The sequence below is a fragment of the Anabaena sp. 4-3 genome (assembly GCF_001597745.1).
GTDB lineage: Bacteria > Cyanobacteriota > Cyanobacteriia > Cyanobacteriales > Nostocaceae > Trichormus.
This window is the reverse complement of record NZ_LUHJ01000047.1, coordinates 173,438-199,948: the sequence shown is the minus strand read 5'-3', so window position 1 is coordinate 199,948 and position 26,511 is coordinate 173,438. Positions and strand designations below refer to the sequence as shown.

Sequence of the window (26,511 nt, the reverse complement as noted above, 5' to 3'; positions counted from 1 at the left end):
GTCGTAGCCCGGCTTATATCCCCACCTAACATTCATATAGGTGGGGACTTACGCCGATTTGGTTAACTATTTTTCAACAGTCCAGCACTGATTGCACCCAAGATTACCACACCAAATATCAACCGATACCAGATAAATATCCAAGTGCTTTGAGTTTTTAAGAAGCGAATTAACCCGGCGATCGCAATATAAGAGAAGATAGCCGCCGAAATCACCCCCGCTACTAGGGGAATTACTGCCCCATCTCCTAAACCTGCGTCTGCCACATCTTTGAGTGAGACTAACCCGGCTAAGGTAATGGCGGGAATCCCTAATAAAAATGAAAATCTGGCGGCTGTTTCTCTTTGTAAACCCATAAATAACCCCCCAGTCAGGGTAGAACCGGAACGAGATACGCCAGGAATTAAGGCTAAGGCTTGGGCTAAACCCATGAGTAGCCCATCTTTCATGGTGAGGTTTTCAAAATCTCGCTGACGCTGACCAAGTTTTTCTGCCAAGCCTAATAAAATTGACATGACAATCGAGGCGATGGAAATCGCTGCTAGGCTTCTAATGGGCGAATTGTCAAAGTCGGGAATAAACCTTTTAATTAACAGTCCACAGACAAGTATTGGTAGGGTTCCTAAAAGAATCCCCAACAACAGGCGCAAATCATAATCATCGTAATCTTTTTGAGCGATCGCTCTGGTTGCTCCTTTGAGAATTCGACTTAAATCACCCCAGAAATACCACAACACGGCGGCTATACTCCCTAGCTGAATTACAGCCGTGAACGCCACCCCCGGATCTCCCCAGCCTAGGGCTACTGGTACAACTTTTAAATGGGCTGTACTACTAATTGGCAGGAACTCTGTCATTCCTTGCACGAATCCTAAAACAATCGCTTGCAATATATTCATTTGTTGTACCCCTGGTGTGACTGGGTTGGTTGGGGTACTGAGAACTTTTAAGGGAAATACCGCTATAGATAAAGCAGCAGAGACTGCACTTAGAAGCACAAACCACTGACGTTTCAATAAACTCATTAGTCTACCTGCGATCGCTCTAATTAACCAATTGACACTCTCCCTGTTATCGAAATTTGCCTACGGCACGCTACGCGAACGCTACGCTCATTTCGATGAAAAACCGGGAGATTCTTGGTTCAACGAGTCTCCGTTAGACGACAGGTTGACACCAATCGCCCAAGAGGGAGTCTCTCCCCAAGCGTAAGTTCCGGTATGCCCTACCGTACTGAGTCCTAGTCTCAAAATGTTGATTGCTGCGTTAATATCTCTGTCTTGCACATACCCACAATGCGGACAAACATGAGTTCTTGTAGACAGAGATTTCTTCACTTTCTCGCCACAGTGAGAGCAATTTTGACTGGTGTGATGGGGAGGAACAGCAACTGTCACCTTCCCATATTTATGACCAAAGTATTCCAACCATTGACGAAAAGTGTACCAACCAGCATCAGAGATTGATTTAGCTAGATGTCGATTACGTACTAAACCCTTCACATTTAAATCTTCATAGGCCACCAAATCGTGAGATTGGATGACGGAATACGCTAATCTCTTGCAATACTCTTTTCGTTGCCTACTTACTTTTAAATGCTTACGGGCATATCGATTTCTAGCTTTGTGGTAATTGTTAGACTGCCTTTGCTTGGCTTTCTTTTTTTCTTTACTGAACTTCTTAGACTTTTTGCGATTTGCACGGCTTAACTGCTTTTCAGATTTCTGGTAGAACTGGGGTGATTGTTCTACATTACCTTTGTTGTCAGCAATGAAATACTTTAGCCCCAGGTCAATACCCGCTAGTTGATTCGTGGGTTGAGTGTCTACCCTGACGTTAACGTCAATTGCGAATTGAGCGTAATATCCATCAGCACGACGTACTAGACGAACACGCTTAATTTGCTTGATGTCGTAATAGTTAAGGTCGTAAGTCCCTTTGAGCTTCAGAGTGCCTATACCTTTTTTATCTGAGAAAGTTATAGCTTTTCTAGTCTGTGAAAGTTTCCATCCAGTTGATTTATATTCCACTGAACGGCAGTTTTTCTTAAACTGAGGAAAACCTTTTTTACCCTTAACCTTCTTCTTGCAGTTATCGTAAAATCGAGCGATCGCACTCCAACAACGTTCAGCAGCAGATTGTCTAGCCATTGAATTAAGTTCGTCAGCAAAAGGAAATTCAGCAGCCAACACAGCGCAATATTTATTGAGGTCATATCTGCCAACATCTTTGTTATCCATCCAGTAGCGCAAGCACTTATTCTGAATGAATTGCGATGTACGGATAGCCTCGTCTATAGCGCGATATTGCTTGTCTTTCCCCTTGACTTTGAACTCGTAAACAATCATGCTATCGACCAATTAACCACATTTTTATGTTACTAGGTTTAACATAAAATATCAATTGATAAGTTTGTGCTTCGGCAATTTTAATTGCCGTTTGCCCCACATCTCTGCTTTAAAGAGACAGAGTTTTGGGCTTCTTGTCCTAACAGATAATTACACAAACAACTCTCTAAGGAACTTACCAGGAAAATAACTCCACAAAGCATCTCATGTTACTGTTTGCTGTGCAATAGAGGCAGGGGGGCAGGGGAGCAGGGGAAGAATCTCTTTTACCCAGTCAACAGTCAACTATCAACCATCAACAGTCCCCACTTCATGACACCTAGCTAAAACCGTAGTAATATAAATATGCCCCCCAGGGGGATTTTTCGGTATGGTATTTTGTTTAATATAAAGTTTAGTAACAATTATTAAAATTTTGATTAATAATACTTTGCTTCCCTACACTACTTCTACCGACTCTGTAGATCATGAATTACGCCCAAGTAACACGGGGCAGAGGAGCCTGAAAGAATTGGAAACCACACTAAAAGCTTCACCCTCTCTGCCCTTTGCCTTATATTCCCAAAAAATTTGGTTGGTGTTTGCCGCCGCCGTATTTTTAGTATCAGTGCCAGTGTTTATTGAAGCCCCATTGGTGCGATCGCTACCCGGTGTCAGTTTAGCTATGACAGGATTTTTGGTGTGGCTGAGTTTTCACTTGATGTCACGCCCTAGCACTTATCTGTGGGGAGATTTACTCTTAGGCTTTAGCTGGAGTTGGCTAGCTGGCTCAATTTACTGGGGTTGGTTGCGCTGGGAACCACTCTGGCATCTACCAGTAGAATCCATCGGTTTACCCTTTGCTTGTTGGTGTTTAGCCCGTAACTGGGGCAAAATTGGTAACTGGTTCTATTTAGGTTCTTTACTCGGTACTGTGTTAACAGATATGTATTTTTATGTAGTAGACTTAATCCCCTATTGGCGGCAAATCATGGAAGTAGAACCCAGCCAAGTGTCACCAATTTTACAAGCAGCCGTTACCCAAGTCCAAACACCTTGGGGTGTAGCGTCGGCAATTATCCTAGCTGTAGTCTTGCTGTTGGCGGGTGTCATCCCCTTAAGCCAAAAGCAACGCCACTGGTATGCTTTTGGTGGTGCAGTCTTAAGTACAATTTTGGTAGATAGTCTATTTCTCATAGCTGCTTTAGCAGCGTGAACATAGGGTATCGGAAAGAGGAAGACAAAGAAATATGTTCTGTCCCCTGCTTCCTGACTGATATCAAAATTGTGGGCATTAATAAGCTGTATATTAGTTTCTGATAGCTGCTGTGTGTTGATTAAGCCATCAGCTTTGAGTCAATCGTTAATAGTCAAGAGTCAATAGTCACAGCTATGGATGATGGACTATGGATAGTTGGCGGCTGTAAGCTTAACGCTGTTATTTCAGTTTGATGGAAAGAGGTAAAAAAATCGTGAAAGGATTGGTGCGTTTATTAACAGTATTTAGTTTGTTACTTGGCTGTTGGGGATGGTTGGGAACAACTCAAATTGCCCAAGCTGCTGGTGTACAAAGTTTTGTAGTTCCGCAAGTCCCTGTTTTAGCAGTTGAACTGCGAAACCGGGCAGATGCTAAACTAGGAACCGAATTTGGTAAAAAAATTGATTTGAATAATACCAATGTCAGGGCTTTTCAACAATATCCAGGGTTGTACCCCACTTTGGCGAAAAAAATTATCAAGAATGCCCCTTACGCCAATGTAGAGGATGTGTTGGAGTTACCTGGATTGAGCGATCGCCAAAAAGAACTACTGCAAGCTAACTTAGGTAACTTTACAGTTACACAATACGAAGCTGTGTTCAACGAAGGCGATGATCGCTTTAACAACGGTATCTACAGATAACCGCAAATTCAGTTAATCTAGCGAATAGTAGCCCACTCCCCATTCTAGGGGGTGGGAATTTTCGTTAAATCAGGAGATAATTAAACTATCAGTATCAACCTTGCCCATTCCCCATAGCCTGGCATTTCTCTAACTTTTGAGTTTTCAATTTTGAATTGATTCGTCCCCATTCCCAAAAATTTCTCACCTTGTCAAAAATAGATATACCTAGCGAATTTGATGTTTTAGTCGTCGGTGCTGGTGCGGCTGGATTATACACAGCACTGTGTCTACCAGAATCTTTGCGAGTCGGTTTGATTACCAAAGAAACAGTAAATCTCTCTGCCAGTGATTGGGCGCAAGGTGGTATTGCCGCCGCCGTCGCACCTGATGATTCTCCTACTCTCCACATTGAGGATACATTACAGGCTGGCGCGGGCTTGTGCGATGTCGCCGCCGTCAAATTTCTGGCGGAACACGCCCCTAAATGTATTCAATCCTTGGTGAATTTAGGGGTAGCTTTTGATCGTCACGGCAAGGCTTTAGCTTTAACTTTAGAAGCCGCCCATTCTCGTCACCGGGTGCTTCATGCTGCCGACACCACAGGTAGAGAAGTCACAACTACCCTCACCGCCCAAGTATTGCGGCGGCAAAATATCCAAGTCATTCAGCAAGCTTTGGCTTTGAGTTTATGGTTGTCACCCGACACTGGTAACTGTCAAGGTATTAGCCTGTTTTATCAAGGAAAAATTAGCTGGGTGCGGGCTAAGGCTGTGATTTTAGCCACAGGTGGCGGTGGACAGGTGTTTGCTCAAACTACCAACCCGGCTGTGAGTACGGGAGATGGAGTAGCGATCGCCTGGCGGGCTGGTGCCATTCTCCGTGATTTAGAATTTGTACAATTTCATCCCACAGCTTTGACTAAACCCGGACGCTTCCTGATTAGTGAGGCGGTACGGGGTGAAGGCGCACACCTAATTGACGATGAAGGGCGGCGGTTTGCCTTTGACTATCATCCGGCTGGAGAACTCGCACCCAGAGATGTAGTCAGTAGAGCCATTTTTAGCCATCTGCAACGTACTGCGGTTGATCCTGCCACTGCTCATGTCTGGTTGGATATGCGTCCGATTCCCCCCGAAAAAATTCGCCAACGTTTTCCTAACATTATTAAAGTGTGCCAGCATTGGGGTATTGATGTGTTTCAAGAAACTATCCCCGTTGCCCCGGCTGCCCATTACTGGATGGGTGGGATTGTCACAGATTTAATCAATCAAACTAATATTCCGGGATTATATGCAGTCGGAGAAACTGCCAGTACGGGAGTACACGGAGCTAACCGTTTAGCTAGTAATTCGTTGCTGGAATGTATTGTATTTGGAGCGCAGTTTGCACATATTCAACTGCCAAATTCAGTTACCGATTCAGAGTTACCAATGTTGCCCTTGCGAGAATTGACAATTGATGATCAAGAGTGGCACACTCAGCAAGCAACATTGGCTGTGCTTCGAGAAAAATTACCGCGTCTACTGTGGCAAAGTGCAGGAATTTGTCGAGAACAATCCGGCTTATCTGCGGCAGTTGCTGCTGTAGAATCTTGGCAACAAGATTTTGCCGCTTTACCTTTGACTCAATTTTTGGCATCTTTACGCCCCAACGAACCTGTTAGCTTCCATGTTTCAGATGTGGAAACACAAGTACGACTGTGGGCAGAAACTCGCAATTTACTAGATGTCGCTGCTCTCATTCTCAAAAGTGCCGCCTTTAGAACTGAAAGCCGGGGTGGACACTACCGCCTAGATTATCCTCATTCAGATCCTGAGTGGCAAGCTCACACTTTCATACAACAACACCAATGGTGGAAATCTCCGATCCAAAGCAGTTAAAACTTGACTGGGGTGAATTGAGAAACTCACCCCGATAACTTTATCGGGGTGAGTAGTTCATCGAGTCCCAGTCCCATACTCACTGTAAGGAGCACCATAGTTGGCTGGGATATAAGTATCTTGTGCATTTTTCAAATCATCTCCCCCAGAGAGATGAGTAATTTTTTTGACCGTAGTATTAGAAGCATCAGCATACAAGTTATGAAACCTGCCTGTTGCATCCGCAACTTTAGGGATAATTAAAGAAGCACTGATGCAAAATATCACAACACCAATAATTTTTAATTTGGTTGTCATAGGCTTTGCTCAATGGAGAATATTTTGAATTTGTTCAGGGTGTTTTTGTTTAAATACAGTAGGTTCAACTACTTTTCCTTAAAAAAAATAAAATTTTTGTGAAGTTTTACTGATATCTCATAGGTAATTAACTGGCAATTAGGTATTACTGAGGCTCAACTTCAACTCAAGATGATCCCAGAAAACCAGCTTGACAACTAATTAATACAATAAAAACCCAGAGATGGCATCTCTCTCCAGTTAGAAGCAATCTTGAGCCAAAAATTATATGTGTTCATTATTTACCACGAGAGAATTATCTGGATTGTAATTTTTGCAAAAAATCTTAACTGTTATAAGTGTAATTACTAACCACTATAAATGTCAATTTCGTAAAAATACAGAGACTATTTTCCTGATTGAGAACTGTTGTCAGTGAAAACAGCGAAACAGCACAGAGTATCGCTCTGATGGAATTTCCCAAAGCAAGTGTTTAGGGATGTTGTTATGCTTACAAGTGGAAGAACTGAAACCAATTTTTTTAAGCTAATTCATAGCAGTTTTTGCCTAAATGCTTGGCGCGATACATGGCGGCATCTGCTTGTTTGAGTAATGTATCAGCATCTTGGCTATTGAGAGGATAAATACTGATGCCAATACTAGCAGAGACTCTGGTAGTGTATCCGTCTAAAATAATTGGCTCAGTAATGCTGGCTAAAATTTTCTCAGCAACTTTAGCGGCTACTTGCGTATTGGGTATCTGGTTTAAAATTACGGTAAATTCGTCGCCACCTAACCGAGCAACCGTATCGCTAGTACGTAAACAATTGTTAAGTCGTTGACCAATAATGACTAACAGGCGATCGCCTATCTCATGACCCAAGGTATCATTCACTTGTTTAAAGCCATCTAAGTCAATAAACAGTAACCCTAGTAATAAATTGTGATTGTGCGCCCAATTAATGGATTCTTGCAATTGTTCAGCGAAGAATTTCCGATTAGGTAAGCCTGTGAGGGCATCGTGATAGGCTAAATAACGTAAACGGTCTTCTTTGAGTTTTAATTCCTTATTAGAGCGAAATAAATCAGCCGCAATCCGTTTTAATTCTTCTTCCATCAACTTACGCTGAGTAATATCACGAATCACCCCAACTAAAAAATAATTACCAGCTGCATCTTTATAGAGCGATCGCTTAGTAGCAATCAGATGTGTCTTGCCGTAAGCATCAGTAAATTCTTCTTCGTTTTCCTGGGGACGTTGCGTTAAAAACACTAACTCATCTTGCTGTCGGAATACCTCAGCTTCATGCTGAGGGAAAAAATCAACGTCTGATTTGTCAATTAGTAAAGTATTGGGATAACCAATAAATTGACAGTAAGCCTCATTTAAAACTATCCAATGGAGTTGTTCATTTTTCACAAAAACCGGGTCAGCGATTGTATCTATTACTTGCTGCAAAAACTCTTTCGAGCGTTTTAACTTTTCCTGCATATAAGCAAGTTGATAAGTTATCCAAATCACCGAACCACCAAAAGTGAGCAATGCGGGAATCAATGGTATCCACCAACCAAATAAAAAAGCTAAATATGTACTGATAATCAACAGCAAACAACAAAATAGAACCGTCAACAGACTCAGAATCGGTTTGCGGATGTACCAAGTTGCGGCACAGCCAATATAAGACCAAACAAAAATCCACAAACATTCTCCAAAATCTGACCAAACTTTTAGTAATGGTCTGCCGTCTAAAGCAGCTGAGATTAACTGATCAACAAAATAGGCTTGCAATACAATCCCAGCCACAGGCTTGGCTGCTGTCATCACACGACTAGAATAAGGAGTAAATACATTCTCCTGGAGACTAGAAGCAGTAGAGCCAATTAAAACAATGCGATTCTGAATCCAGTGACTCTGTACTCGATCATTTAGCACATCCATCATACTAACTAGGCGATAACCACAGTTATTTTTACTCGCATCGTGACAACCTGGTTTGGGAAAATTAGACAAAATTTGATAGCCTTTAGCATCAGCTTGGACATAAGCACCGTCATTTCCTTGAAATCTGGGAAATACTGCTTTACCTAACTGCAAATATTCTGGATTACTAGCTGCTTGCTGCGGTCTAATCCCTTCAGATTTTAAATACAATAAAGCTAGTTTCAAGGCAAAACTTTCATGTAGCTGGTCGTCAATATGCAAATACAACAAACTCCGTCGGACTGTACCATCAGGATCATATAGTAAGTTGCTAAAACCTACTTGTTGAGGGTTGAGTTTTGGTGGCGGTGGCACACTAGCGTTTTGATTATTGGGTACTAGCAGTTCCACACCAACCAAATTTGGCATTGATTTATAAGCATTAACCAGAGACTGATAACCAATCCCTGTCGGCAAATTCCGGTAAACATCTAAGCCGATAGCACGAGGTTGATTAGCTTGTAATTTTTGCAATAATTTAGCAATGATACCATCGGGAATTGGGTACGCTTGGCGCAAAGATTCCTCATCAATCGCTACTATCGTAATTCGCTCATCAGGTGACTCATAGGGGCGTAAATTAAAAAATTGATCCAATGTTTCCAACTCTAAGGATTGTAGTAATCCTACAGAGCGTATAAATAGGACTAACACCATAACGCTAGAGGTAGTAATCAATTCTCTGCGTCTGCGATTCAGAAATTGTTTTAGTCCTACAATTAACCACTCAATATCCTTGCCTAGTCGCTGACTCATTCCCATCACCTAGTAGGGAGAAAGATTTTGATTAACTATAGATGTCAACTATCTATCTGATAGCTAGCACAAAGCATAACTAGCAATAATTAACTTGGAATGGGAGAAAAAAACTTTGAATTTAGTGTAATTGTTGCCAATCATTCTGTTTATTTTTGGTGAAAGATAATTCATAAAATTTCATGACTAAAAATTATAGTTGGCAGTTTCTTGTCTGTAACAATAAGTTAACTGTAAATATTATTGGTTAATCACAAAAGTAGATTTTTAGGAACTTGTAATTACCCATCGTTATTTGCGATTCATGTGTATTTTTTAACTCATCCTGTAACAATCTACTTAAAAATAGATGTAATTTGAGAAATTACTGATTGGAGTAATTATACTGGTAAATTTTTCAGCAATTAACAATGGGTAGTTATATCAAGCTCAGGACTTAGGCAACTGGCATCATAGGAGGGTGCGTCAGATATCAACATCTGTTTATTGACAGCATTTAAGCAGTCTGACGCACCCTAGGAGACATCTAGTAATCCTATTTGATTCTCGAACAAGACTCAGTACACACTAAAACCCTTCTTTTCTGTTTTCTGCCCACACAAATAAATTCCCAAATCAAACCGGATTACTATATTTAATGTGACACTTGCGTAAGTCCTCAAGCTTTTTGCTGTTTACTTTAGATAAATAAAAATGAAACAGTCAACTGAAAGCATTTGCTATATGCAACCAGTTGACTGATGAAATCAATATTAAGTAATCCGAAACAGGAATTAATTGGGCAATTACTTGAAATATTTAAAGTTGCTAGGGCCTGTATAACCTGTAGCCTTTGCTAATTCGGTTAAGTTTTGTACTCCGCTATAGCTTTTACCATTAATGATCCAAGTGGGGAAGCCTTGTATTTTTGCAGCTTGACACAATTCTGGCTTACCCTTGGGACTCTCAGGAGCGCATTCTACTGGAACATTATTTTCCTTGAGGATATCATAGGCGGCTTGACCAAAGAGTAGTTTTTGTTCGTGGCAATGGGGACACCAAAAAGCAACGTATTCTTTAGCACCTACTTTTGCTAAATGTTGTGCTAGGGCGATTTCTGCCTCGCCAGAAGTAGTAGTGATTTTCCAACCAAATTCAGGATTAGGGTTTTCTTGGGGGATGAAGTTAATTTGTTGAGGTTTGCCATCAGTGGAATCAGCAATGTTACCGGAGGTGTTCACACCCGCATAAACACCTAAAGTCCCAATCAGCGTTACCATGCCCACAATCAGGGCAGTAAACAAGATTTGTCCAACATCTTCCCAAGTGCGACCAATAATAGTCAGTGTCAACATGCTGACAGAGAACAAAGCCGAGCCAATACAATAGGGACAAACAGCTTTGATTTGAGCCGCGAGTACATACATTAAGTAGCCACTGAAGACGGACATGGCGATCGCTCCCACTAACAGCAACCACCACGTCAAGTTTTCTAGTTGTTTACGGTTACTGTTGTTTTCTGTTTTCCAGACTACAGGAGCTAAAGCCAGCACCAGCATACCTGTGTAGGCCAAAAACCCGAATAAAGCCAGGGGTTGCCCGAAAACCGTAGCCCAAGGGCTAGAAAGGACATCACCGCAACCCTTAGTACCAGCCTCGGCTACACAAGCAGCAGTACCGCCTGTTAACTTTTCGATAGTTAAATAACCAGTAGTCAATGCACCAAGTGAGGCGATCGCGGCGATGATGAAACGCGACCATTTATGAATCCAAGGAGTAGAACGACGGCGAATCATAGGCTGTGATTGGGGATTGGGGATTGGAGATTGGGGATTGGGGACTGAGAATTGGACATCAACAAGTCAAAAGTCAACGACGCTTTCATCTGCTTCCCGTAGGGTAAGTCAAAAGTAAACAATTGTGGGGAAAAATCTCCCCTACTCCTTACTCCCTACTCCTGAAAAATGCTTTAATTTTGAATTTTGAATTTTGAATTTTGAATTGATGGTGTCGATTTGCCCTCACCCTTGGAGTTCCAACTCCGACGGGCAGCTTCCACAAATTGACTGACGCGAATGGGATCAATAGGTTGCTCAATGAGACCTTGGCGTTTGAGGGAACTGGAAACAATCACACCATTGGCAGCCTGCAACAGTGTACCAATATTTTCCCAGGTTGCCCCACTGCCGATCAATACGGGCGTACCATTAGCTGCACCACAAGCCAGTTCTAAATCTTCTTGAGTGGGAGGACTACCAGTAGCCCAACCTGATAAAATTACCGCATCTGCCAAACCTCGCTCGATAGTGTCTTTCACAGCCACAGTCAGATTAGGAGAACTTAAAGGGCGGGCGTGTTTGACTAAAACATCAGCCAGGATTTTGACATCAGTACCTAATTCTCGCCGATAGCGGAGTAATTGATGGGCTTCTCCCTCAATTAATCCTTGATCGGTAGCCATTACCCCTGTCAACACATTGACACGGATAAATTGAGCGTGGACACAACTGGCGATCGCCATTGCACTTCTGCCATCATTTCGTAAAACGTTTATCCCTACAGGCAACGTCACTAAATTCTGTATCCGTTGCACTACCACAGTCATAGCACTGACAACTGCGGGATCGACCTGATTCTTGGTAAACGGTGCATCGAAAAAGTTTTCCACCATAATACCGTCTACTCCGCCACTGGCCAGAGCCGTCGCCTCTTGTTCCGCGCGGTCAATTACTGCTTTGAGGCTACCTCCCCAGCGAGCAGAAGTAGGCAGTGGTAGCAGGTGAACCACGCCAATAATTGGTGTTTGAGTTTTAAACAGCTGATATAAGTCCACGTCTTTAAACTATTGTTCGGGAATGGGGCATGGGGCATTGGGCATTGGGCATGGGGCATTGGGCATCATGGGGCATGGGGGACTGGGAAATCATCTCCCCCTGCTCCCCCTGCTCCCCCTGCTCCCTCTGCTCCTCTGCTCCCTCTGCTCCCCTGCTTCTTAACAATCCCTTTTTTACGATTAAATGTGTTTTATTGTGGTTGTTTTACGACTTCCACCTGAAGACAGAATTGGAAGTAAAACTTACCATAAGATATGTTAAGATAAAACCTGGCTACAAGAGGAGTTTGCCACTCACAACACGCAAGGCAGCTTCCCTTGGTTTAGGTACATTGTCTGCGCTTTGTTGTAGACCAAGCCTGGGCATGAGGGTAGCATTACTGCTTTATTGGGCGTAGTCGCAAGCGCGATTTCCCAGAGGGTAGCGACTTCTCACAACCAGCCCTTTGGGCGGCTTCCCGATGGGTAAATTAACAAAAGACACGCTGCGGTAATGTAAAATACCAACAGGCGAATTGTTAAGAAAAATTACAAGTGTCAAATGTACCCAAAGACACTTAATTTTACCCTGGGAAACAAACTAATAGAAACATCATAACATGACCTGAAATAACTAAGGTCATAAACTTAAAGGCAGTTGCTGAGAGTGGAACACCCACGCCTAGCAATGTCACAGCAAGGGTGCGAGTCACAAAGAGCGAGATTATTGCCCTTTGTGTCATAAAACAAGAAAAAAATGGAAGCTTTTTTCAAAATATGGGTGAAAAGCCAACAATAGCAATTTCTCACTTGGGCTGTGAGAAAAATCGAATAGATACAGAACACATGTTAGGACTGCTGGTAGAAGCAGGTTATGGTGTAGATACAAATGAAGAGTTAGCAGATTATGTAATTGTCAATACTTGTAGTTTCATTGAAGCAGCGAGGGAAGAATCGGTTAAAACATTGGTAGAATTAGCAGAAGCCAACAAAAAAATTGTCATAACAGGCTGTATGGCGCAGCACTTCCAAACACAATTGTTGGATGAGTTGCCGGAAGCAGTGGCTGTAGTTGGCACTGGAGATTACCATAAGATAGTAAATGTTATAGAAAGAGTAGAGCAAGGGGAAAGGGTTCAACTCGTTAGCGCAGAACCAACTTATATAGCTGATGAAACTACACCGCGCTACCGGACTACCACAGAAGGCGTTGCTTACCTGAGAGTAGCCGAAGGGTGTGATTACCGATGTGCATTTTGCATAATTCCCCACCTGCGAGGAAACCAGCGATCGCGTACCATAGAATCTATAGTTGCTGAAGCCAAGCAACTAGCAGCTCAAGGGGTGCAAGAGATTATTCTCATTTCCCAAATCACCACCAACTACGGGTTAGATATTTACGGCAAGCCCAAACTAGCCGAATTACTGCGTGCCTTGGGGGAAGTGGATATACCGTGGATTAGAATGCACTATGCCTATCCCACTGGACTAACCCCAGAAGTCATAGCGGCAATTCAAGAAACACCAAACGTTTTACCTTACTTGGATTTGCCCTTACAACATTCTCATCCAGACATTTTGCGGGCAATGAACCGCCCCTGGCAAGGGCGTGTCAATGATGAGATTATCACCCGCTTAAAAACAGCCCTACCAGAAGCTGTGTTACGGACGACATTCATAGTAGGCTTCCCTGGAGAAACAGAAGCACATTTTGAGCATTTACTAGAGTTTGTCCAAAAGCATGACTTTGATCATGTGGGAGTCTTTACCTTTTCCCCAGAAGAGGGAACACCAGCGTACAAACTACCGAATCAATTGCCACAAGCTGTCATGGATGAACGCCGCGATCGCCTGATGGCAATCCAGCAGCCCATATCCCGGCAAAAAAATCAGCAGGAAATCGGCAAAATTGTTGAAGTCCTGATTGAGCAAGAAAACCCTGAAAGTGGGAAATTAATCGGCCGTTCCGGCAGATTTTCCCCAGAAGTGGATGGTCAGGTCTACGTTGATGGCCCAGCCAAATTAGGAACTATCGTACCCGTAAAAATCCACGGTGCGGATGAGTACGACCTGTTTGGTGAAGTTGTTGATAGCTATCAATAAGTTTCAATTCAATTTACAAATCTCAAAGCAAAAGAACACAATCTAGGAGAGTTGATGAATCTTTCTTTTCAAGAACTAGGCATTTCACAGGAACGTGTTGACCACTTAGCAAAAATTGGTTTTACAGCACCTACCAACATTCAAGCTCAAGCGATTCCCCAACTGTTGTCAGGTCGGGATGTGGTAGGTCAGTCTCAAACAGGTACAGGCAAAACAGCCGCTTTTTCCCTGCCAATTTTAGAGCGGATTGACATCCAACAAAGAGCTGTGCAAGCCCTAGTTTTAACACCCACCCGCGAGTTAGCCATTCAAGTACACGATGCAATGAGCCAATTTGTGGGTAACAGTGGCTTGCGGGTGTCAGCAATTTACGGTGGTCAATCAATTGACCGTCAAATTTCCCAACTCAAACGAGGTGTACATATAGTAGTTGGTACACCTGGACGGGTGATTGACTTACTAGAACGGGGTAGCCTGAAACTGGATCAAGTCAGATGGTTTGTCTTAGATGAAGCCGATGAAATGTTAAGCATGGGCTTTATCGATGATGTCGAGAGAATTTTATCTCAAGCCCCCGACGAGCGGCAAACTGCGCTATTCTCTGCTACCATGCCGCCATCAATTCGGATGTTGGTTAACAAATTTTTGCGATCGCCTGTGACAGTCACAGTGGAGCAACCAAAAGCCACACCAAATAAAATCAATCAGGTAGCGTATCTTATTCCCCGTCACTGGACAAAAGCCAAAGCTTTACAACCAATTCTGGAAATGGAAGACCCAGAAACCGCTTTAATCTTTGTCCGTACCAGACGCACCGCCGCCGAACTCACCAGTCAACTGCAAGCTGCTGGACACAGCGTTGACGAATATCACGGCGACTTATCACAACAAGCACGGGAACGCCTACTAAACAGATTCCGTAATCGTCAGGTACGCTGGGTAGTAGCCACGGACATCGCTGCACGGGGTTTAGATGTAGATCAACTCTCCCACGTAATTAACTTTGACCTTCCCGACAGCGTAGAAACCTACGTTCACCGCATTGGACGGACTGGCCGCGCCGGAAAAGAAGGGACAGCGATTACCTTAGTACAACCCTTTGAGCGTCGTAAACAGCAAATCTTTGAACGCCATGTCCGCCAAAGCTGGCAATTGCTGTCAATTCCCACAAGAGCGCAGATTGAAGCTCGCCACATTCAAAAACTGCAAGGACAAGTCAGAGAAGCCCTAGCAGGAGAGCGTTTAGCTTCATTCTTGCCCATTATCAGCGAACTCATCGAACAATACGACGCACAGGCGATCGCAGCTGCGGCATTACAAATCGCTTACGATCAAACTCGTCCAGCTTGGTTAAGCGCGGATGTGGAAATTCCCGAAGAAACCGCATCTGTTCCCAAACCCAAACTTGCAAAACGTCGTGACTTTTCTGGAGACAAACCCCGTTCCAATTGGAACAGATCCGACAAAAACGGCGACGAAGAAAGACGCTCTACCCCCAAACCAAAACTACGCTCAGGTCGTCGTGAGCCTTCCGTCTCCTCCGGTAATCACAAATTAGGTTCATCCGCAACTAAAGAATCAGCTTCTTAGTCATTAGTGATGAGTCATTAGTCATTAGTTAAGAGTTGTTGGCTATTGATGAATTGACTGCGGCTAAACGTTTTGATCAGCTTGTAGGAACATAGATAATGATGCAGTATTTCTAATCCTATGTTCACAATCTCAAACCTAGAGCAGCTACAAGCTGAACATCCACAACGGCAGATAGAACTAATACACGGGAATATCTGGTGATAGAGTCCATCGGATGACATTTCAGAAAAAAAAGTGCTGAGTCAATTCGATTACTCAGCAACTAGGTAAGCCCAAGTAAACTTGGACGAGTAACTCGTTCGAGTCCTAGTTTTACTCTGCCTAGACTGGAGTAACACAGATAAAAAGCCAGAAATGAACCTCAGAGAAAATACAAAATCACAAAAAACACTCCGCGCGACGGCAGTCGCTTTAAGTCGGGAAACCCGCCCAACACGCTGCCTCCCCTCTGCGTTAACCTCCGCGCTCCTCCGCGTTAAAAAAAAATAACCCTCTACTTCCAACGACAACTAACCATTTCTAACTCCCGAACTTCATCATCACTTAACCGCCAACCTAAAGCCCCAGCATTCTGCTTAACTTGTGCAGCAGTTTTCACCCCAGCGATCGGAATAACATTACCCTGAGCAATTAACCAATTTAAAGCAACCTGGGCAGGAGTGCGATCGTATTTCTCCCCTAAGCTACGTAATAAAGAAATTACTGGTGCAATTTTTTGCAAGCCTTCCTTACTAAATCTAGGATCTAACCTTCTCGCTCCACTAGGATTATCAGCACTTTCAGGCGTATATTTCCCAGTCAGCAATCCCTGAGCCAAGGGACTATATGCTAAAATTGTTACACCCAACTCATTGGCAGTTCCCAAAATACCATCGCTTTCAATTTGGCGAGTCAGTAAAGAATAACGAACTTGGTTGACTGCTAAAGGTACTCCTCTAGCCCCTAATATTTCATAAGCTTGGCGCATTTGCACTGCTGAGTAATTACTCACACCAACGGCGGCAATTCTACCCCGTTGCACTTCATCAGCTAAAGTATTTAATAAAGTTTCTTGACTTAAAAAGAAAGTAAAAGGCCAATGCACTTGATACAGTGCAACACTTTCAACTTGCAGACGTTTGAGACTATCTGTTAACGCATCAGAAACAGATTGTCCATTAAATCGCCAAGGTAAGGGGCCGAATTTTGTGGCAATTTGTACAGGCTGCTGTGTTTGCTGGAGAAATTGACCTAAAAATTGTTCTGATAATCCTAGTCCGTAAACTTCGGCGGTATCAAAGAAGGTGACACCTGCTTCTAAAGCGGCGGTAAATGCTGCTTGCAACTGTTCTGCGCCGTATTCGTCGCCATAGTTCCAAAACAGTTTATCACCCCAAGCCCAAGTACCAAGGCACAGGGGTGTGACAGACGGGCCATTTTTCCCTAGTTTGATAGTTTCCACAATAGCAAATTTGAGTTGGTTTACATTTCTTTACTTTTTTAGTGTAGCTTTAGCATCATCGAGAAGTTACTACAGCATGAAAATTGACAGCGTGGAGACAGGCAGGGTTTATCTTAAGTTAAAGAAAGGCTAAATTCTGTAGTGTTTTCAGTGAAGTATCAATGGCAACTAGCAATTTTGAGTCTATACAGCCTGAGTCAGTTAAAAGAGTGAATTTATTCACCATGTTTCGGCTTGGCTTGTTTCAGATGGGTTTGAGCATGATGTCTATTTTGACTCTGGGGGTACTGAACAGAGTCATGATTCAAGAAATAGCGATTCCAGCGACGTTGGTATCGCTGGTGCTAGCATTACCTGCGTTTGTGTCGCCTTCACGCATTTGGTTTGGTCAGATTTCCGATGCTAAACCGTTGTGGGGTTATCATCGTACAGCTTATGTGTGGGTGGGTGCGGCGATATTTGCGATCGCCGCCTTTTTTGCTGTACAAATAATCTGGCAGTTAAATAGTGTCGCTAATAATCCTAGTGGCTGGGTGTGGACAACCGCTACTATAGGCTGGACAGCACTTTTAGGTTTAGTTTTCGCTATCTACGGTTTAGCAATTTGCGCTAGTGGTACAGCTTTCGCTGCTTTATTGGTGGATATCTCTGAGGAAGATAACCGTTCTAAAGTGGTGGGTGTGGTATGGTCAATGTTAATGGTGGGGATTATTGTCGGGGCAATTATTAGCTCTAGCTTACTCAGACAATTAACCCCAGAAGCAACCGTAGTTAATTTAGAGCCAGCAGTTAACAGGCTATTTATCGTAGTCCCAGCTATTGTGTTTGGGTTGTCAATTGTGGCAACCTGGGGTGTAGAAAAAAAGTATTCTTTCTTTTCGAGACGTTCTCACACAACCAAACGGGAAGATAGTATCACCTTGGGTGGAGCTTGGAAAATTTTAACAGCTAGTCCGCAAACAGCTTTATTTTTTACCTTTCTGCTGGTGATGACATTCTGCTTATTCATGCAAGACCCAGTTGTTGAACCTTTTGCGGGTCAAGTGTTTAAAATGCCTTTAGCGGAAAGTACCAGACTGAATGTTTTTTATGGTACTGGTATTTTGATTTCCTACGGAGTGACAGGATTTCTAATTGTACCTCGCTTGGGTAAACGCAGAACTGCACGCTTGGGCTGTGTGTTGGTAGCATTCGCCGCCTTATTATTGGGTGCGTCGGGTTTTTCCGCTAATCCGGCGTTTTTGAAGTTTGGTTTAGTTGTGTTTGGGTTAGCAACTGGGTTTTTAACTACAGCTGCAATTAGCTTAATGCTGGATCTGACAGTGGCGGAAACCGCCGGGACATTTATAGGTGCTTGGGGTTTGGCGCAGTCTGTTTCTAGGGGATTAGCTGTAGTCGTGGGTGGTACAGTATTAGATTTAGGCCGCCGACTGCTACCAACATTAGAATTAGCTTATGGACTGGTATTTTTTCTAGAAGCTGTGGGAATGGTGCTGTCAATTTCGTTGCTGAATCGGGTAAACGTGACAGAATTTCAAACCAGTACCAAGCAAGCGATCGCTTCTGTCTTAGAAAGTGATTTAGACTCTTAAGCCTCTGTGTGAGCGTTAATTCATGAATGATTTTTGGAATACAGTTGTTGATTTTGCCCAAACCACTACTAACAGAGTGGGAAAGCAATTAATGCAAGATTTCGGCCAGGTACAGGCTTTACAAAAAGCTGATGGTAGCTTGGTGACACAAGCCGACAAATGGGCAGATCAAGAAATTCGGGATGCGATCGCTTCTACTTTCTCTGGTTACGGAATTTTAAGCGAAGAAGGTGATCAGGTTTTTCCTGGTACAGATTGGTGTTGGGTAATTGACCCTTTAGATGGTACAACCAACTTTACACGGGGTATTCCCATCTGGTCAATTTCCTTGGCTTTACTCTATAAAGGCACACCAATTTTTGGTTATGTTCATGTGCCACCATTAAATCAAGCCTTTCACGGATTTTGGGAAGGTAGTTCTGGTTTAACTACACCATCGGGAGCATTTCTCAATCATCACCCCATTCATACCAGTATTGATGCTCCCAGCAGCAATCATTTTTTTAATCTCTGTTCTCGCAGTTTGGCTGTGGTGCAACAAGGGTTTCCCTGCAAAATTCGGATGCTAGGTGTAGCTAGCTATAATTTTCTCACCGTTGCGGCAGGAGCAACATTAGGCGGTGTCGAGGCGACACCCAAAGTCTGGGATATTGCAGCAGCTTGGGTAATTGTGCAAGCGGCTGGTGGTAGCTGGATTTCACTCAATTCACAGCCGTTTCCGTTGGTGGCAGGAGAAGATTATCGCGATCGCTCTCTTCCTACCCTCGTGGTTAGTCGCTCAGAGTTAGTTTCTTTTTTTACACCTTACACTGAAGCAATCTAAATTTAACTAGCCCCCAATTATACCACGTTTCCATTAGCCTAAGTCGTCTAGCACCAAATTTTCTAGTGACGACTTGGGCATTTTTTCAGGATATTGCAGCTTGACGACGTATATGTTGTAAGTACCTCAGCCCAATTAATTCCACATTCATCAGATGTTGTTGGTTGCTGCTTCGAGTTGCCAGCAATGAATTTAATTTTGCCTACCAAAATAATTATTTGGAGTGAATAGCTAATGACATCTTTAGCTATTTACGTGGATTTTAAACTGTCAATATCAACTTAATTAATGCTGAAAAATGATTTGGTAACAATTAAGTTTACAGTGATTATATATTAACAATCTTGTTACGGTAATTTCTGACTGTAAGCGAGCAACAGTTTAAGTAAAATGGTGAATCAAAGATAAAAAAGCCATGTTATCTAATTTAGATTTATTTAAAGAGTTTGTTAACCAATCTATCCAAAAAAAAGAAGTTTTGTTAGCTAACACTTCTTTGCAAGCGCAGATAGTCTACAAAACTAACCAAGTCATAGCTAAATCAGAAGGTGTGATTGCTACTGCCGAACTTACTCATACAAAAGTAGAATTCTTAATAAAATCAACTTCATCCTATTGGGAATTAATGAACGATGTATTAGCAGATTCCAGTTATATTCTCACAGGGGAAATGGATGAACGCTTTTGTTATCGCTATGAATATTGCCAACTACCCCCAGGTTATCGTCTACACTGTACGAAATCATTATATTTGTGGCGGGCTTGGTGGAAATATAGCAAAAATAAATTACAGTTGGGTATTCCCTTGGATCTGCTAATACGTACCCGCAATTCATGGTATCCGATCCGAGACTTAATTATTAGCGATGGTGTTTTATATATCAAAACCTTGGGTAGCGAGATTGCAGTTCATGCCAATGACCTTATCATTTGGTTAAGCAAAATTGAAGTCAAATTTCCCAGTCACTCAGAATTAGACAATTGAGTTGCTTGTAGTAATGCTTGCTAACAACAGTTATTATTGTCAACCTAGAACTCAATCCCTTGCAGTCCCTTCTCAAGCTACTTTCATTGTGGTTAAAATGCCTGTGAGTGTCTAAATGGAACACGACAATGAAAGGACTCTGGCTGGAAAATAAGCAATTACAATTGCGTACAGATATTCAGATTCCCGAACCGCCGCCAGGGGAAGCACTGGTGCGTGTTTTACGTGCAGGAATTTGTAATACTGACTTAGAACTACTGAGAGGTTACTATCCCTACACAGGTGTTTTAGGACACGAATTTGTCGGTGTGGTGGAACAGGGGGCGGAACATCTTGTTAATAAACGTGTAGTGGGAGAGATTAACGCAGCTTGCGGTTATTGTCGTTTTTGTCGTCGGGGAGAACCAACCCACTGTGAAAACCGCACAGTATTGGGTATTGTCAACCGTCATGGTGCCTTTGCTGAATATCTTTGTTTACCAATAGAAAATTTACATCCAGTACCCGAAAATGTACCAACAGATATTGCCACCTTTACCGAACCCTTAGCCGCAGCATTGGAAATTCAGCAGCAGATAAAGATATGTGCAGATGACCGTGTGCTAGTAGTAGGAGATGGCAAACTAGGACAGTTGGTAGCACAAACACTAGCTTTAACAGGTTGTGAATTATTGGTGATTGGTCGTCACCGCGATAAACTGGCTAATTTAGAGGCGAGGGGGATAAAAACTGGTTTAGTTGATGCTGTCAAAGATAGAAGTTTTGATATTTCCGTAGAGTGTACTGGAAACCCAGAAGGATTTGCGATCGCTCGTCGCGGTTTACGTCCTCGTGGTACTCTCATACTCAAAAGCACCTACGCTGGCAACCTCAGTTTAGATGCTTCCGCTTTGGTAGTTGATGAAATTACTCTCCTTGGTTCTCGTTGCGGCCCCTTTCCCGCAGCACTGGAGTTGTTAGCCGCAGAGAAAGTTGACGTAAAACCCCTAATTCATGCAACCTACCCCCTCACTGAAGGACTAGAAGCTTTTGCACAAGCCCAGCAACGAGGAGTTTTAAAGGTATTGTTAGAGATTAGTTATTAGTCATTAGTCATTAGTCATTAGTCATTAGTCATTAGTTAAATTCTCCCTCATCTCCCTCATCTCCCACCCTGCGGGTGAATCCTACGGATACGCTACGCGAACGCGGTAGCGTCTCGTAAGAGAAGCAAGCTACATCTCCCTCATCTCCCTCATCTCCCCTACACCCTTAGTACATGAGAGAATTCGTCTTGGCTTGAAAATCACAACAATGGATGGCCTCTTCTGTATTGGCGATGGATGGGTGGACAGTGCATTTGAGGCGGTAGTCATTGGTGAAAAATTGACAACCAGGACAGGGTATATTGTGCATTTTTTTGGCTGTGGTGATGCTGTCGCGTGTGGCTGTCCATAGACTCCAAAGAACGAGAACAATTATCAGCCAAGCACCAACAAAGCAAATCGGTACTAAAAGTGGTTGAATCCCTCTGAGCAGTAAAGATATCAATTCCAGCACGGCAATTTCTAACAAAAATGAAGAGCTAGAAGTATATTAACTCCTAACTCTGTCAAGCTAACTTCTTGCTACAGAAGTATAATTAAATTGCTGCGTGACCTAATGCTAAACCTGTCACCAACATTCCTAAAACCAAGAAAGGTTGTGCGCTGGCTTGGTATTTGACATCATTCTGTAAGGGGTCACGTAGAAAATACATATCTTGGAAGGTGATTTGGGGAATGATTAACAGTACCAAAATCGCTGCATATAAATTTTCATGAATACTGACTAGATAAGCAGCAATCAAACCTTGAAAGACATCAATCATTACCACACAAATCCGGGCGGCGGTGTTGACACCAAACATTACAGGCAAAGATTTTAAACCGAGTTGGCGATCGCCTTCTACACTCTTAAAATCATTGACTATAGCTATGCCCAATCCTGCCAAGCTGTAAATCAGGGTGAGAACCATAATCTTCCAGTTGAGTTCGCCAAACAAAGCATGACCAGCCCACCAAGGTAAGGCGATATAGCTAGCACCCAAAGCATAATTACCCAACCAACCGTTTTGTTTCAGTTTTAGTGGTGGTGCAGAGTAGATAAAGGCGATAAAAGAGCCAAATATTGCCAAAACTGTGACATTGGGGAATTCATGACCCGCCCATAAATCCAGCACAAAGGCTAGACCAATGCCAGCCAGAAATAAGAAAATAATCTGACTAACTACTTGCGGTACAGAAATTGCGCCGGAAGGGATAGGGCGATAGGGTTCATTGATGGCATCAATTTCGCGGTCATAAAAATCATTTAGGGTTTGAGTGTAACCCGTGAGCAATGGCCCAGACAACAACATACAAGCTGCTGCCTTTAAGACATTTTCCAGACTCCAGGTGTAATTACCAGAAGAAGCCGCACCACAGACCACACCCCAAATTAAAGGAATCCAGGTAATCGGCTTCATCAATTGCAAGCGGATTTTCCAAATGGAAGTTTCCCCTGGTGCAGCACCTTTCATCCCTAATAATTGCCGGGTTTTGGCAGTGCGATCGCCTGTCGTCGCACTGGCTTCAGAATTAGAATCGGGAGTTATGGGAGTTAGTTCTGACATAAGAATTAATTATGTATTTGGGCATAGGGCTTAGGGAATGGGGCATGGGGACTGGGTATTGGGGACTGGGGACTGGGGATTGGGAAATCAGAAGAATTGGGGCAGGGTGCAGGGGGAAAAGGGGAAAGTCTTCTCCCCCTTGCTCCCTGCTCCCTGCTCCCCTGCCTCTCTCGCTCCCTCATCTTCCTCATCTCCCTCATCCCCCTCTGCTTCCTCCGCTTCCCAGTCCCCAATACCCAGTCCCTAGTCCCCAGTACCTAGAAAGAAATGATCAAATAATTATTTTGAAACTTCGCCCCAGTTACAGGTCTGCCACTCAGTGCTGGAGGTAAGAAGATGTTCCGCCGTTGGTCGCCAGCTTCTACAGTCACTTCTGGCCCATACTGGGTGAGTTTGACTTGTTTTTTATCAAATCCTGGCAAAAACAAGCGTACTTGAAGATTGTGAACATCAATAGTAATTGGGCTAGGGGCTTGCACTGCTTGCTCAACAAAATCAGGTAGAGCATCTATTAATGGTTGCCAATTACCATCTGTCAAGTCAGGCACAACGCTCACACTTAACGGCGTGAATTCCTCGGAAAAATTGGTGTTAGGTTGGGAGGAGATTTGAATCGCACCACCAACGGTTAACCCGACTTGTTGCGCGCTGCCCCACAAATAACGGACGCTAGCCACTTCTAGCGGGTCGGCTGTAGTCACCAAAAAGGCGGCTATGCGTTTGGGGTCAGCAAGAGCCGCTTTTCCTTTGTCTAAGAAATTATTGACTTGGTTGGTAGGATGAGCAAAGTTATCTGCTGTCCAGTTGATATTGAAAAAGCTGGAGATGAGTGGTTGAATCAAGGGTGATTCAGCAATATTTTTACCTAAGTCAGAATTGACGATTAATTGCCGGAATCGCCGGACATACCAGCTTAATGACTCTGGCATCCCAAACATTCGCAGGGTGGAAGCGTCACCAGTGCCGTTGTAGATAATCGCATCATACTTACCACTGGCATCATATTCACGGATAGTATTCAAAGCCAGGGCATGATCCATGCCTGGTAATACTACCAGTTCTTGACCATAGACATCTTTTATGATAGGCGTTCTGAGGTATTCCGCCTCAAGTTTTTTCACTTCATCCCAACTGCGTTCTAGGAGTACAGAAGCTTGAAACTGTACAACGTCTAGATTGGGTGCGATTTGTTGGGGGTCTGGTGCAAGGGGTTGATCTAACAGAATGGGTAGTATGGGTTCTGCTAATCCTGCTAGAAGTACACGCTTACCTTGACTTGCTAATGATTTCGCAGATGCGATCGCTATTTTGGTACGTGAGATGCTGCTTGCGCCCAAAAATGTCAATATCTGGGACATTATCTTGATTTCCAATTACCACTGGTCTTTTCAATTCCAACTTAGCACTAGGCAAATACTCTTAGCTTCTACCTTGAGTTGCTGTGACTATACAGGTTTGATTTCATCTTCAAAAAACCAAGTAGAAGTATTATCATCAAACTTCACTACTACGCCAATACCGCAACCATCGGTAACTTTATAACCTTCAATCACACCAACTTTTCCTAGTTTCTGAGCGATGGCAGCAGAAACGCGATCGCGCAAACGAAATACCTTAACCTTTTGTCCGATTTCCATGCCTAGATAAAACGCAATAAACCAACAATTAGTTTAGCTGAATCTGGCACTCTCCGAAATTCAAAATTCCAAATTCAAAATTAACAATGATTGTTGACTATTGACCACTGACTCACAGCTTAAAATTAAATTAACTCGCAATCAGTTGGTCTAGATAATGTCACCATGTATCAAACTGATCCACCCCGTCCACCCCAAGAAACCATGCCCACGATGTATGATTTACCGAGTGAATTGGTAGGGGAATCAGGCTTGCCAGACGCATTTCACCGTATACAAGCAGATTTGCTCAGTGAAACTTGTCAACCTCCTAACTATTCATCGGAGGAAATTTTACTTGCTAGCGACTTAAATCTTTACTATGACCCCCGTCACACTTTATGGTATAAGCGTCCTGACTGGTACATGGTTTTAGGAGTACCTAATACTAATCAACAGCAAGACCTACGTTTAAGTTATGTTATCTGGCAAGAAGGTGTTGCTCCATTTTTAGTAGTGGAATTACTTTCACCCGGTACAGAACAGGAAGATTTAGGGCAAACACTACGAGAAGTCAACAAACCCCCAACTAAGTGGGAAGTATATGAACGCATTTTGCGCGTTCCCTACTACGTTGTTTATGACCGCTATGAAAATCATTTCCGGGCTTTTCGACTCAATGGTAGTCGTTATCAGGCAATACCTTTACCAGAGAACCGTTTATGGTTAGAAGAGTTAGAAATAGGATTAGGTCTTTGGCAGGGTACTTATCAACAGACAACGGGTTTATGGTTACGTTGGTACAATGCAGCAGGTTGGGTGTTGACGCTGAATGAAACAGCAGAACAGGAACGTCAACGGGCGGAACAGGAACGTCACCGGGCGGAACAGGAACGCCAACGGGCGGAACAAGAACGCCAAAGGGCTGATAGATTAGCGGAATATTTGCGTACTCAAGGAATCGACCCAGATAACCTACCCTAATTCAGAGGTAGCCATGACCACAACCATCAAATTAGTCAATCCCAACATTGAATATCCCTGTTCAGACGGTGAACCCTTGGCAGAATCCTACATCCATCTCTACGCAATTCTGACTACCCTAGAAGTAATCAAACAATACCTATCAGGCAGACAAGCCACCGTCCTGGCTAATCAATTCCTCTACTATGCTCAAGGTTTTCCTAGACTCAGAGTAGCACCGGATGTGATGGTAATTTTTGATGTGCCGCCTGGAGGTAGAGATAGTTATAAAGTCTGGGAAGAAGGACAAGTTCCCCAGGTAGTGTTTGAGATGACTTCCCAAGGAACGCAAAAACAAGACCAAGAACAAAAGAAAAACCTGTATGAACAGTTAGGAATTGGAGAATATTGGTTATTTGACCCTAAAGGCGAATGGATTTCAGAAAAGTTACGGGGATATAGGTTAGAGGGTGAGACTTATCAATTAATTACCGATGGGATATGTCAACCGTTACAATTGCGGATAACAGTCGAGGGGGAATTATTGGGATTTTATCGTCTCGATACGGGTGAGAAATTACTCAAACCTACAGAACTAGCCGAACAGTTACAACAAGAACGCCAACGAGCGGAACAAGAACGCCAACGGGCTGATAGACTAGCAGAATATTTGCGATCGCAAGGAATAGACCCAGACAACCTACCCTAATTCAGAGGTAGCCATGACCACAACCATCAAATTAGTCAATCCCAACATTGAATATCCCTGTTCAGACGGTGAACCCTTGGCAGAATCCTACATTCATCTCTACGCAATTCTGACGACTTTAGAAGTAATCAAACAATACCTAACAGGTAGACAAGCCACA

The 26,511-nt window shown here is 43.2% G+C and carries 22 protein-coding genes and 1 pseudogene; 12 read left to right on the top strand and 11 right to left on the bottom strand.

Features of this window, described 5'->3' with window-relative positions; translation table 11 throughout:
- Nucleotides 1-62: 62 nt before the first annotated feature.
- Together A3775_RS13055 and A3775_RS13050 are read right to left on the bottom strand one after the other, a co-directional pair.
- Nucleotides 63-1,025, bottom strand: a complete 963-nt coding sequence (locus A3775_RS13055) for an undecaprenyl-diphosphate phosphatase (protein WP_066377025.1) — start codon at nucleotides 1,023-1,025, stop codon at nucleotides 63-65.
- Nucleotides 1,026-1,112: 87 nt separating this feature from the next.
- Entirely contained in the window at nucleotides 1,113-2,348 is a 1,236-nt protein-coding gene (locus A3775_RS13050) for an RNA-guided endonuclease TnpB family protein (protein WP_066377026.1), read from the bottom strand.
- A gap of 415 nt (nucleotides 2,349-2,763) precedes the next feature.
- On the opposite strand from A3775_RS13050, the gene A3775_RS13045 reads away from it, so the two are divergent.
- From A3775_RS13045 to nadB, 3 genes are all read left to right on the top strand, one after another.
- Entirely contained in the window at nucleotides 2,764-3,543 is a 780-nt protein-coding gene (locus tag A3775_RS13045; protein ID WP_066377028.1) for a DUF3120 domain-containing protein, read from the top strand.
- A 256-nt stretch (nucleotides 3,544-3,799) separates the two neighbouring features.
- The gene (gene psbU, locus A3775_RS13040; RefSeq protein ID WP_066377268.1) at nucleotides 3,800-4,228 is read left to right on the top strand and encodes a photosystem II complex extrinsic protein PsbU; all 429 of its coding nucleotides are present in this window, start codon (nucleotides 3,800-3,802) and stop codon (nucleotides 4,226-4,228) included.
- 188 nt (nucleotides 4,229-4,416) lie between these two features.
- The gene (gene nadB / locus A3775_RS13035; RefSeq protein WP_066377270.1) at nucleotides 4,417-6,090 is read left to right on the top strand and encodes an L-aspartate oxidase; all 1,674 of its coding nucleotides are present in this window, start codon (nucleotides 4,417-4,419) and stop codon (nucleotides 6,088-6,090) included.
- 57 nt (nucleotides 6,091-6,147) lie between these two features.
- On the opposite strand, the gene A3775_RS13030 is transcribed toward nadB, so the two are convergent.
- From A3775_RS13030 to btpA, 4 genes are all read right to left on the bottom strand, one after another.
- Nucleotides 6,148-6,387, bottom strand: coding sequence for a hypothetical protein (locus A3775_RS13030; RefSeq protein WP_066377030.1), 240 nt, complete (start codon nucleotides 6,385-6,387; stop codon nucleotides 6,148-6,150).
- 520 nt (nucleotides 6,388-6,907) lie between these two features.
- The gene (locus A3775_RS13025; RefSeq protein ID WP_066425268.1) at nucleotides 6,908-9,103 is read right to left on the bottom strand and encodes a CHASE2 domain-containing protein; all 2,196 of its coding nucleotides are present in this window, start codon (nucleotides 9,101-9,103) and stop codon (nucleotides 6,908-6,910) included.
- A 785-nt stretch (nucleotides 9,104-9,888) separates the two neighbouring features.
- Complete coding sequence (locus tag A3775_RS13020; RefSeq protein ID WP_066377036.1) at nucleotides 9,889-10,878, bottom strand: vitamin K epoxide reductase family protein; 990 nt, start codon at nucleotides 10,876-10,878, stop codon at nucleotides 9,889-9,891.
- A 173-nt stretch (nucleotides 10,879-11,051) separates the two neighbouring features.
- Nucleotides 11,052-11,915 carry a photosystem I biogenesis protein BtpA gene (gene btpA, locus A3775_RS13015; RefSeq protein WP_066377038.1) on the bottom strand — a complete coding sequence of 288 codons (864 nt, stop codon included), beginning with the start codon at nucleotides 11,913-11,915 and terminating at the stop codon, nucleotides 11,052-11,054.
- Between the two features lie 756 nt (nucleotides 11,916-12,671).
- On the opposite strand from btpA, the gene rimO reads away from it, so the two are divergent.
- The gene (rimO, locus tag A3775_RS13010; RefSeq protein ID WP_066425266.1) at nucleotides 12,672-13,997 is read left to right on the top strand and encodes a 30S ribosomal protein S12 methylthiotransferase RimO; all 1,326 of its coding nucleotides are present in this window, start codon (nucleotides 12,672-12,674) and stop codon (nucleotides 13,995-13,997) included.
- Between the two features lie 54 nt (nucleotides 13,998-14,051).
- Nucleotides 14,052-15,587: a DEAD/DEAH box helicase gene (locus tag A3775_RS13005; protein ID WP_066377041.1), complete on the top strand. Its 1,536-nt coding sequence runs from the start codon at nucleotides 14,052-14,054 to the stop codon at nucleotides 15,585-15,587.
- 496 nt (nucleotides 15,588-16,083) lie between these two features.
- Here A3775_RS13005 and A3775_RS13000 read toward each other — a convergent pair whose 3' ends face one another.
- Entirely contained in the window at nucleotides 16,084-17,031 is a 948-nt protein-coding gene (locus A3775_RS13000; RefSeq protein WP_066377043.1) for an aldo/keto reductase, read from the bottom strand.
- Nucleotides 17,032-17,192: 161 nt separating this feature from the next.
- Between A3775_RS13000 and A3775_RS12995 the strand changes: the two genes are divergently transcribed.
- The 4 genes from A3775_RS12995 to A3775_RS12980 all read left to right on the top strand — a co-directional run bounded on the left by A3775_RS12995 (nucleotide 17,193) and on the right by A3775_RS12980 (nucleotide 21,516).
- A complete protein-coding gene (locus tag A3775_RS12995) occupies nucleotides 17,193-18,623 on the top strand; it encodes a BCD family MFS transporter (RefSeq protein WP_066377044.1) in 1,431 nt (476 codons plus the stop codon).
- 22 nt (nucleotides 18,624-18,645) lie between these two features.
- On the top strand, nucleotides 18,646-19,446 hold the full coding sequence (locus A3775_RS12990; RefSeq protein ID WP_066425265.1) for an inositol monophosphatase family protein: 801 nt from the start codon (nucleotides 18,646-18,648) through the stop codon (nucleotides 19,444-19,446).
- Nucleotides 19,447-19,861: 415 nt separating this feature from the next.
- Nucleotides 19,862-20,431: a hypothetical protein gene (locus tag A3775_RS12985; protein ID WP_066425262.1), complete on the top strand. Its 570-nt coding sequence runs from the start codon at nucleotides 19,862-19,864 to the stop codon at nucleotides 20,429-20,431.
- Nucleotides 20,432-20,559: 128 nt separating this feature from the next.
- Nucleotides 20,560-21,516, top strand: a complete 957-nt coding sequence (locus A3775_RS12980) for an alcohol dehydrogenase catalytic domain-containing protein (RefSeq protein WP_066425261.1) — start codon at nucleotides 20,560-20,562, stop codon at nucleotides 21,514-21,516.
- 166 nt (nucleotides 21,517-21,682) lie between these two features.
- On the opposite strand, the gene A3775_RS12975 is transcribed toward A3775_RS12980, so the two are convergent.
- The 4 genes from A3775_RS12975 to A3775_RS12960 all read right to left on the bottom strand — a co-directional run bounded on the left by A3775_RS12975 (nucleotide 21,683) and on the right by A3775_RS12960 (nucleotide 24,700).
- The gene (locus tag A3775_RS12975) at nucleotides 21,683-21,970 is read right to left on the bottom strand and encodes a hypothetical protein (RefSeq protein WP_066425274.1); all 288 of its coding nucleotides are present in this window, start codon (nucleotides 21,968-21,970) and stop codon (nucleotides 21,683-21,685) included.
- An 82-nt stretch (nucleotides 21,971-22,052) separates the two neighbouring features.
- Nucleotides 22,053-23,063: a chlorophyll synthase ChlG gene (chlG, locus tag A3775_RS12970; protein WP_066425259.1), complete on the bottom strand. Its 1,011-nt coding sequence runs from the start codon at nucleotides 23,061-23,063 to the stop codon at nucleotides 22,053-22,055.
- Nucleotides 23,064-23,320: 257 nt separating this feature from the next.
- On the bottom strand, nucleotides 23,321-24,421 hold the full coding sequence (locus A3775_RS12965) for an ArsA family ATPase (RefSeq protein ID WP_066425257.1): 1,101 nt from the start codon (nucleotides 24,419-24,421) through the stop codon (nucleotides 23,321-23,323).
- A gap of 87 nt (nucleotides 24,422-24,508) precedes the next feature.
- Entirely contained in the window at nucleotides 24,509-24,700 is a 192-nt protein-coding gene (locus A3775_RS12960; RefSeq protein ID WP_066377054.1) for a DUF2862 domain-containing protein, read from the bottom strand.
- Nucleotides 24,701-24,865: 165 nt separating this feature from the next.
- On the opposite strand from A3775_RS12960, the gene A3775_RS12955 reads away from it, so the two are divergent.
- From A3775_RS12955 to A3775_RS25040, 3 genes and pseudogenes are all read left to right on the top strand, one after another.
- The gene (locus A3775_RS12955; protein WP_066377056.1) at nucleotides 24,866-25,663 is read left to right on the top strand and encodes a Uma2 family endonuclease; all 798 of its coding nucleotides are present in this window, start codon (nucleotides 24,866-24,868) and stop codon (nucleotides 25,661-25,663) included.
- Nucleotides 25,664-25,676: 13 nt separating this feature from the next.
- Nucleotides 25,677-26,351, top strand: coding sequence for a Uma2 family endonuclease (locus A3775_RS12950; RefSeq protein ID WP_066377059.1), 675 nt, complete (start codon nucleotides 25,677-25,679; stop codon nucleotides 26,349-26,351).
- 13 nt (nucleotides 26,352-26,364) lie between these two features.
- Nucleotides 26,365-26,511 (top strand): annotated as a pseudogene (locus A3775_RS25040) (Uma2 family endonuclease); the annotation flags it as partial.

Coding starts and splice junctions, on each gene's coding strand:
- A3775_RS12955 (WP_066377056.1), top strand. CDS start 24,866: ATGTATCAAACTGATCCACCCCGTCCACCCCAAGAAACCATGCCCACG.
- A3775_RS12965 (WP_066425257.1), bottom strand. CDS start 24,421: ATGTCCCAGATATTGACATTTTTGGGCGCAAGCAGCATCTCACGTACC.
- A3775_RS12985 (WP_066425262.1), top strand. CDS start 19,862: ATGTTATCTAATTTAGATTTATTTAAAGAGTTTGTTAACCAATCTATC.
- A3775_RS13030 (WP_066377030.1), bottom strand. CDS start 6,387: ATGACAACCAAATTAAAAATTATTGGTGTTGTGATATTTTGCATCAGT.
- A3775_RS13050 (WP_066377026.1), bottom strand. CDS start 2,348: ATGATTGTTTACGAGTTCAAAGTCAAGGGGAAAGACAAGCAATATCGC.
- A3775_RS13025 (WP_066425268.1), bottom strand. CDS start 9,103: ATGAGTCAGCGACTAGGCAAGGATATTGAGTGGTTAATTGTAGGACTA.
- chlG (WP_066425259.1), bottom strand. CDS start 23,063: ATGTCAGAACTAACTCCCATAACTCCCGATTCTAATTCTGAAGCCAGT.
- A3775_RS12990 (WP_066425265.1), top strand. CDS start 18,646: ATGAATGATTTTTGGAATACAGTTGTTGATTTTGCCCAAACCACTACT.
- A3775_RS13055 (WP_066377025.1), bottom strand. CDS start 1,025: ATGAGTTTATTGAAACGTCAGTGGTTTGTGCTTCTAAGTGCAGTCTCT.
- A3775_RS13020 (WP_066377036.1), bottom strand. CDS start 10,878: ATGATTCGCCGTCGTTCTACTCCTTGGATTCATAAATGGTCGCGTTTC.
- A3775_RS12980 (WP_066425261.1), top strand. CDS start 20,560: ATGAAAGGACTCTGGCTGGAAAATAAGCAATTACAATTGCGTACAGAT.
- A3775_RS12960 (WP_066377054.1), bottom strand. CDS start 24,700: ATGGAAATCGGACAAAAGGTTAAGGTATTTCGTTTGCGCGATCGCGTT.
- A3775_RS12950 (WP_066377059.1), top strand. CDS start 25,677: ATGACCACAACCATCAAATTAGTCAATCCCAACATTGAATATCCCTGT.
- rimO (WP_066425266.1), top strand. CDS start 12,672: ATGGGTGAAAAGCCAACAATAGCAATTTCTCACTTGGGCTGTGAGAAA.
- A3775_RS13005 (WP_066377041.1), top strand. CDS start 14,052: ATGAATCTTTCTTTTCAAGAACTAGGCATTTCACAGGAACGTGTTGAC.
- A3775_RS12995 (WP_066377044.1), top strand. CDS start 17,193: ATGGCAACTAGCAATTTTGAGTCTATACAGCCTGAGTCAGTTAAAAGA.